Annotated in this window: 9 protein-coding genes; 3 read left to right on the top strand and 6 right to left on the bottom strand. The window is 29.3% G+C overall.

All coding sequences use genetic code 11. The features are described from left to right. Window positions 1–41 precede the first annotated feature (41 nt). The 3 genes from HG1285_RS06400 to HG1285_RS06410 are packed head-to-tail and all read right to left on the bottom strand — an operon-like array spanning window position 42 to window position 2,296. A complete protein-coding gene (locus HG1285_RS06400; protein ID WP_008288145.1) occupies window positions 42–473 on the bottom strand; it encodes a biotin/lipoyl-binding protein in 432 nt (143 codons plus the stop codon). A 58-nt stretch (window positions 474–531) separates the two neighbouring features. Next, a complete protein-coding gene (locus tag HG1285_RS06405; RefSeq protein WP_008288144.1) occupies window positions 532–1,641 on the bottom strand; it encodes a mechanosensitive ion channel domain-containing protein in 1,110 nt (369 codons plus the stop codon). A 13-nt stretch (window positions 1,642–1,654) separates the two neighbouring features. Next, window positions 1,655–2,296 carry a MarC family protein gene (locus HG1285_RS06410; protein WP_008288143.1) on the bottom strand — a complete coding sequence of 214 codons (642 nt, stop codon included), beginning with the start codon at window positions 2,294–2,296 and terminating at the stop codon, window positions 1,655–1,657. Between the two features lie 137 nt (window positions 2,297–2,433). Here HG1285_RS06410 and HG1285_RS06415 point away from each other — a divergent pair, with 137 nt between their 5' ends. Then, window positions 2,434–2,817, top strand: a complete 384-nt coding sequence (locus HG1285_RS06415; protein ID WP_157560648.1) for a hypothetical protein — start codon at window positions 2,434–2,436, stop codon at window positions 2,815–2,817. 83 nt (window positions 2,818–2,900) lie between these two features. Here HG1285_RS06415 and feoB read toward each other — a convergent pair whose 3' ends face one another. From feoB to HG1285_RS06430, 3 genes are all read right to left on the bottom strand, one after another. Beyond that, entirely contained in the window at window positions 2,901–4,901 is a 2,001-nt protein-coding gene (gene feoB, locus HG1285_RS18195; protein ID WP_008288141.1) for a ferrous iron transport protein B, read from the bottom strand. Beyond that, window positions 4,898–5,116: a FeoA family protein gene (locus HG1285_RS06425; RefSeq protein WP_008288140.1), complete on the bottom strand. Its 219-nt coding sequence runs from the start codon at window positions 5,114–5,116 to the stop codon at window positions 4,898–4,900. Before HG1285_RS06425 ends, feoB begins: the two co-directional genes overlap by 4 nt. A gap of 85 nt (window positions 5,117–5,201) precedes the next feature. Then, window positions 5,202–5,945 carry a sulfite exporter TauE/SafE family protein gene (locus HG1285_RS06430; protein WP_008288139.1) on the bottom strand — a complete coding sequence of 248 codons (744 nt, stop codon included), beginning with the start codon at window positions 5,943–5,945 and terminating at the stop codon, window positions 5,202–5,204. On the opposite strand from HG1285_RS06430, the gene HG1285_RS06435 reads away from it, so the two are divergent. Together HG1285_RS06435 and grpE are read left to right on the top strand one after the other, a co-directional pair. Then, entirely contained in the window at window positions 5,926–6,507 is a 582-nt protein-coding gene (locus tag HG1285_RS06435; protein ID WP_232219495.1) for an NYN domain-containing protein, read from the top strand. The two genes, HG1285_RS06430 and HG1285_RS06435, sit on opposite strands and share 20 nt — an antisense overlap. A 63-nt stretch (window positions 6,508–6,570) precedes the next feature. Then, a partial coding sequence (gene grpE / locus HG1285_RS06440) for a nucleotide exchange factor GrpE (RefSeq protein WP_008288137.1) occupies window positions 6,571–7,022 on the top strand: 452 nt, incomplete at its 3' end.

Below are 7,022 nucleotides of genomic sequence, written 5' to 3'. Positions count from 1 at the left end.
TAAACCGTTCATAGTCCTTTTCATCTTGTTTAACAACTTTCTCAAGGGATTGAATATTTTCTCAAGCTCTGAAAGAACAGCTTGATTGCTTCAAGTGATGATTTGGCTTTTTTTACATTTTCAGGCAAAGATTCTTTTAAAATTTTAAGTTCTATTTTTTTTGCTTCTATCTCTTTTTGTTTTACTTTTATTTGCTGGTTTATTGTATCAAGCTGAGCCTTATATTCTTTGCTTGATAATACTGCAAGAAGCTGACCTTTTTTTATTTTCTGAGATTCATCTGCGTAAAGTTTTTCAATCCTTCCAGCATACTTTGTATTTATATTTATTAAATCTCCATCAATTCTTCCTGTTCCTACTATTAAATTAGATGGTGCTTTTTTGGGATTGAGTTTTAAGTATATGAGAAAGGAAGAAACTCCAAAAAGTATTAATAAAAAGAAACCTAAAATATATTTTTTTAAAATTTGCAACTATATCCCTCCACTTTATCTTAAATCACTTTATCTTAAATATAGATAGAAAATACTATCAGTCAATTTTCTTTATCAGAAGCTCATTTTTAAACCATAAGTCTCTTTGTGGGAATGGAATTTCAATACCTTTATCTTTGAATGTAAACCATATCTTGTAATTTAATTCACTTTTTGCCAAAGGAATAGGAATTTTCCTTATGTTAATCCAGACAAGAAGTTCAAAATTTAATGAGCTATCACCAAACTCTATAAATCTTGCTTCAATGGGTTTATTTTTTATAACAAAATCTGTTTGTTTGGCAATTTCAATCAGTGTATTTTTCACTTTTTTAACATCTGAGCCGTAAGAAACCCCAACAGGAATATGTATTCTAATTACAGGGTCTATATAAGACCAGTTTATAAGTTGATTTCCTATAAGCTGGGAATTTGGGATAATAATGTCTATATTGTCTAAGGTTTTTATAGTTGAAGTCCTAACTCCAATATCAATAACTTTTCCAAAATTTTCGCCTATACTTATCCAGTCTCCTCTTTTAATGGTTCTTCCAATTAATATAATAAACCCGCTTATAAAATTATTAACAATATCTTGAATACCAAATCCAATACCTATGCCAAGTGCACCTGCAATAGGAAGTAAAATTTTCCATGTAATTCCCATATTTGATAATGCTATAAAAAATATAAAAATAAGAGCCGTATGATAAATTAGAATATCAATTGTAGAAGCAACTTCTTCTTTTTTTGATTTAAACTTGATATAGGCTTCAATAATTCTCCTTATTATTTTTGTTATCAAAAGTAAAATATAAAATGTTAAAAAGCCTTTTATTAGAGAGTAAATACTTATTTTTATTGATTCAGTATCAATTATGTTGATTTTTAAAAGGTTTATTATGTACTTTTGTATGTACTTATCTACATATGGAAAGTTCAGTAAAACATTTACAATAACTAAAAATAATAAAATGTTTAATAGGTTATTTAAATTTCTTATTATTTTTTCAAATACTTTTTTGTCTAAATTAAATTTTTCTTGAAATTCCTGTAATTTTATAAGAAAGTATTTTTTTAAAATAAAGTAGGAAAATAGAGAAATTACTAATATAAATACTGGATACAAAAGTGGTTCTATAAAACTGTAATCCATCAACTCTTTCATCTTCTTACCTTTGCTAATACATATCCCAAAGGGATTTTACACCAGAGACTATAAATTGTGATGCAATCGCTCCAACAATCAGTCCCATTATTCTTGTAGTTATTTTTACTCCAGTAATTCCTAAGAATTTATCCAATAAAACAGCATTTTTAAATACTAAAAAAACTACAACAGAAGATATAAAAATTGCAGTTATAAGAATAAACAAATCAATCCAGTTATGTGTAGATGTTTTAAAAATTACAAGAGTTGTAAAAGTACCTGGACCAAATAAAATAGGTATCCCAAGAGGTATTATTGAAATATCATCTTTTTCTTTAGCCTCTTCATGCTCTTCTGGAGTATGACTTGCCTCAAAAATTTTACCTTTTATCATATTAATAGAAAAAAGCAAAAGAATAATTCCACCTATTACTTTTATTGAATGTATATTAATATCAAACAGTTTGAATATTAAGTCTCCTAAAAATGTAGATAGAAGTGATGCAGTTAAAATAGTTAAGGTTGTTTTTTTGCTTATAGATACAAGTTCTCTTTTTGAGACAGGAGGTGTAAGTAAACTTACCATTATTGCAGCTGCAGCAATGGGATTTAATATGGTTATTAAACCTATTGTAAACTGAAGTAATGTTCTTAAATAATCAAAAACCTCCACCTATCTCCTCAGTAAATTTAGTATAATGTTTTAGTAATTTTACTATAAAGGAAGAAACATTGAAATTACAAAACTTAATTTATAACAAGCTTGGAAATAGTTTTTCAGTTATGCTTTCAAATCCTGAAATTCAGATAATGGAAAAAGTAAATTCTCCTATTTATTTTGAAGGAAGGCAGTTTTATTATGAAATAGATGGAATATCTACAATGCATTTTGATAAGTCTGTTTTACAGATATTTTTAAAGCTTTACTCTCCAGAGTTTGAACACGACCTTTTTATTAAATTCTTGGAAAATGGAGAGGTTTTCTTAGAGGCAAAAGAAGAGTTTTTAGGAAAGTTTGAAAATGGAATATTTAGTTTTGAGCTTCTTGAAGAAGAACCTTTAATAGTGTTCAAACTTTCTGCAGTAAAGGCTGAATATTTTTCATTTGAAAAAGAAGATAAATATAAATTAAAAATAAAAGAAGAACACCTTATAAAAGGTGCCCTTGAGGTTTTATACTACATTTATAAATAAACTGCCAACGTGGTAGACAATGAATGCCACTATCCATGCTACTGCAAAGCTGTAGGCAAGGAAAAGGACAGCATATTTTTTATTTAGCTCTGCGCCATAACTGCAAAGGTAGCAAGGCAGGAGTTGTATATAAGTATAAGTATCATAAAAGACAGTGCTGATAAAGGTGTAAATTTTTGCTTTATAACCTGTCTTAAAGACTGATTTTCATCTTCTTCTACTTCAAAGGCAGATATTCCCGGTTTTACGGCATCTATTGCTGACATGTAAACTACTGTAAAAAATCCTTTTATCTGGTTTATAAACTCCTCTTTTATATTTATTTTTTCCTCTTTTTCTTTTATCTGGACAGAGTACATAGTACCAAGTGCACTAATTGCGGTTTCCCTTGCTAAAAATGCAGGAATTAAAGATGTAGTAGCCCTCCAGTCATCTATGCCAACTGGCTCAAGTATCGGAGTTAAAGTTTTTCCAATTTTTGCCACATAACTTTCAGATATATTTTTAGCTGAAGGAGGTAAATTCATAAGTATCCAAATTACTATGGAAACAGCAAATATAACTGTACCAGCCTTTTTTATAAAATCTTTAACATGAATCCAAGATATAATAAGCAAAGATTTAATTGGAGGAATTCTATACGGAGGAAGCTCTAAAGCAAAATGTATAACCTCTCCTTTAAACTTAGTAAATTTCAAGATAGTAGCAGTAATTACTGCAATGACTATTCCAAGAAGATAGAAAGAAAGTATCACAAGGGCAGGATTATCAAAAAATATTACTGTAAAAAATGCAAATACTACCAGTCTTGCAGGACAACTCATAAAAGGTATCATCATAATTACTATAAACTTGTCCCGAGAATTTTCTATAGCCCTTGTTGACATAATAGCAGGTACATTACAGCCAAACCCAAGTATTAGAGGAATGAGCATATTACCGTGAAGTCCTATTTTTTCCATAAACCTGTCCATTAAAACAGCAATTCTTGGAAGGTATCCAGACATCTCTAAAAAACTTATAAGGAAAAATAATGTCCCAATTAAAGGAACAAAAGTTAAAACAAAACCCACACCGCCTATAACAGCTTCACTCCAGAACCTGTTTACAATATCAGGAAGTCCCAGTAATTTAAACAATGATAAAAATAAAGGTGAAACAAAATCATTTAAAAAACCATCTATCCAATCAACATAAGGGGCTGAAAAATCAACAGCAATCTTAAATACAGAGTACATTATCCAAACGAAAATTAATATACCAAGTACAGGGTGAAGTAAAATATTGTCAAGACTTTCTGTAATATCTTTTCTTTTTTCTTTTTTCTTTTTAACTACATCTTTTGCAATACCGTGAGCATAACCAAATCTTTCATTTTTTATAATTTCTTCTACAGGCTCTCCAAAGTATTTTTCTAATTTTTTTCTCAGCTCTTTTAATTTTTCATCTGAAATATTAGGGTTTTTAAATTTCCCAAGAAGAATATCTATTAAATAATGTTTATCTATATTTGTTTTTAGTATAGTTTTTAATTCTTTTAAAGCTTCTTCAGCTTCAGTGTTGTATTTAAGTTCGTAAGGTTTTTTATTTTCTTCGTATACTTTAACAATAGCTTTTAATATTTCATCAATGCCTTTTTTTTCTTTCCCTACTGTTTTTACAACTTCAACATTAAGCAAATTTGCAAGTTTTTTATCATCTACTTCAATACCTTTTTTTTCTGCTTCATCTATCATATTCAAAACAAAAACTGTAGGTTTACCAAACTCTAAAAGCTCAACACCAAGAAGCATATTTTTTTCAAAATTTTGAGAATCTATAACATCAACAATTACATCAACATCTCCACTTTCTATAAAATCAACAGCAACTTTTTCTGCGTCAGATAAAGGCTCTAATGTGTAGATTCCCGGAAGGTCAACAAAATGTATTTCATAATCGCCGTATTTTACATTTGCCTCTTTTTTTTCAACAGTAACTCCTGCCCAGTTTCCAACTTTAAGGTTTGTTCCAGCTATTGCATTTAAAATTGTGGTTTTTCCAACATTTGGATTTCCAATAAAAGCAACAGTTATCTTTTTCATTTTTCAACCTCTATTTTTTCAGCAAGAGCTTTATCTAAAGCTATTTTTCTTCCCTCTAATGAGACAACAATGTTTCTTCCTAAGATTTTTTCTACCTTTAATCTTTCTCCTTTTTTTAGTCCCATTGCTTCTACTCTTTTTAAAAATGTGTTTGATTTGTCAGTTAAGTTTTTTACGACTGCTTCCTCTTTTTCTTTCAGCTCTGTAAGTCTCATTTACACCTCTTTTTTGAGATTTAATCTCAATTTAAGTAAGTTATAAAAATATTATAAGACTTTTAAGTATAAAATTCATGAGAAATCACAGATTAGATATAACAATATACGTACCTACGCAAATTATGCTTACTGCAACTATCTTTTTAAATGTTTTAGGTTTGACTTTTTTAGTTAAGTAATTACCGATAACTACTGCAGGAATCAAACCTAATGTGGCAAGTAGAATAAACTTTAAATCATAAAACTGCCGTGTATTTTCATCAACGTAATAATAAATCCCCCGAAAAATAAGGATAGTCAAGAACAGTATTGAAATATAAAACTTGTAAACCCTTTTACTTACAAAAAGCTGATTAAAATAAAGAGCATAAATGCTTCCAGCACCGCCAACAAGACCAGAAAATATGCCGCCTGTTATACCTGTTATAAACTCGTTTAGTTTGGTTCTTTTTATTTTAAAATTTCCTAAATTCCCAGTTTGCACAAGAAGGTCATATACACCGGTTATCGCAACGACAGTTCCAAATACAAGTTTTATATGCTGTGTATCTGAAATGCCTAAAAGGTAGGAGCCTATGAAAACACCTATTATAGAGGCTGCTGTTATAAGATAAATCCTTTTTAATGAAAACTTTTTCAGCCTGTTTTTATAAATAATGTAAGAAACTCCAAACATGTTTGTAATTGTAAGAGAAACAATGACTGTTTTTATGTTTATAAAGAAAAGTAAAATGGCAGGAATAATAATACCAGAACCTATCCCTAAAAACCCCTGAACAAACCAGCCTATGAATGAAGATAATAATATGATTAAATCTAAAAGCATATTAAAATATTACTATACTTTATTGAAAGGAGTTTATATGCAGAGAAATATTTATAAAAATCAAAGGGTAGCTGTATTTTTAGATGTGCAGAATCTTTACTACTCTGCAAGAGATGTTTTCAACAGGAAAGTAGATTTTGAAAAAGTGCTTTTTAAAATACTAAATGGAAGGCAGTTAATCAGGGCACTAGCTTACATTATAAAACTTCAGGGAGTAGACCAGAAAGGATTTATAAGCTCTTTAAAACATATAGGATACGAAATAAAAGAAAAAGAACCTAAAATATACAAAAGACTTGATGAAGAAGGCAATCTTATAACAACAATAAAAGCAGACTGGGACATGGGAATAGCTATGGATGCGATTTCTATTGCTGAAAAGATAGATGTTGCTGTTTTAACAACTGGAGATGGAGATTTTGCAGACCTTGTTAAATACCTGCATACAAAAGGTGTAAAAGTTGAAATTGCTGCATTTAAACAAACCACGGCAAAAGAGCTTATAGAAGTTTGTGATGAGTTTATAGACCTTACGCATTTTGGAGAAGAAATATTTCTTTAATTGAAAACAGCGTAAATTTTGCATATATTTTTATAAAAAAATATTAGGAGGAAATACTAAAAAATGGAAGAGAACAAAGAAAATACGCAAAATCAGGAGCAGGAGAGAGAGGAAGTAAAATCTGAAAACCAAGAGACTGAAAATAAACAAGTTCAAGAAGAAAAAACAATGTCCGTAGAAGAGCTAAAAGAAAAGATAAAACAGCTTGAAGAAAAACTCAAAAAAACAGAAGACCAAGCTAAAAAATTAAGTGTTTTATATCAAACACTTCAACAAGATTTTGAAGCTTATAAAGCAAGAGCTATAAAAGAAAGACAAACAGCTATAGAAGAAGCTATAGAAAAATTTGCAAAAGAGCTTTTAAATGTTATTGACAACTTTGAAAAAGCCCTTGAAAGTGCTAAAGTATCAGAAGACATTTCTGCTTTAACAAAAGGCGTTCAAATGATACATTATCAGCTTTTATCAACTTTGGAAAAATTTGGTATACAGGAAATAGTCGGAGAAGGGGAATT

The sequence above is a fragment of the Hydrogenivirga sp. 128-5-R1-1 genome, from assembly GCF_000171895.1.
This window is presented reverse-complemented; position numbering and strand designations above follow the sequence as displayed.

What these genes read in the sequence shown, in the direction of transcription:
- HG1285_RS06435 (WP_232219495.1), top strand. Translation starts at nt 5,926, where the DNA reads ATGATTAAATCTAAAAGCATATTAAAATATTACTATACTTTATTGAAA.
- HG1285_RS06425 (WP_008288140.1), bottom strand. Translation starts at nt 5,116, where the DNA reads ATGAGACTTACAGAGCTGAAAGAAAAAGAGGAAGCAGTCGTAAAAAAC.
- feoB (WP_008288141.1), bottom strand. Translation starts at nt 4,901, where the DNA reads ATGAAAAAGATAACTGTTGCTTTTATTGGAAATCCAAATGTTGGAAAA.
- HG1285_RS06405 (WP_008288144.1), bottom strand. Translation starts at nt 1,641, where the DNA reads ATGAAAGAGTTGATGGATTACAGTTTTATAGAACCACTTTTGTATCCA.
- HG1285_RS06415 (WP_157560648.1), top strand. Translation starts at nt 2,434, where the DNA reads ATGGAAAAAGTAAATTCTCCTATTTATTTTGAAGGAAGGCAGTTTTAT.
- HG1285_RS06430 (WP_008288139.1), bottom strand. Translation starts at nt 5,945, where the DNA reads ATGCTTTTAGATTTAATCATATTATTATCTTCATTCATAGGCTGGTTT.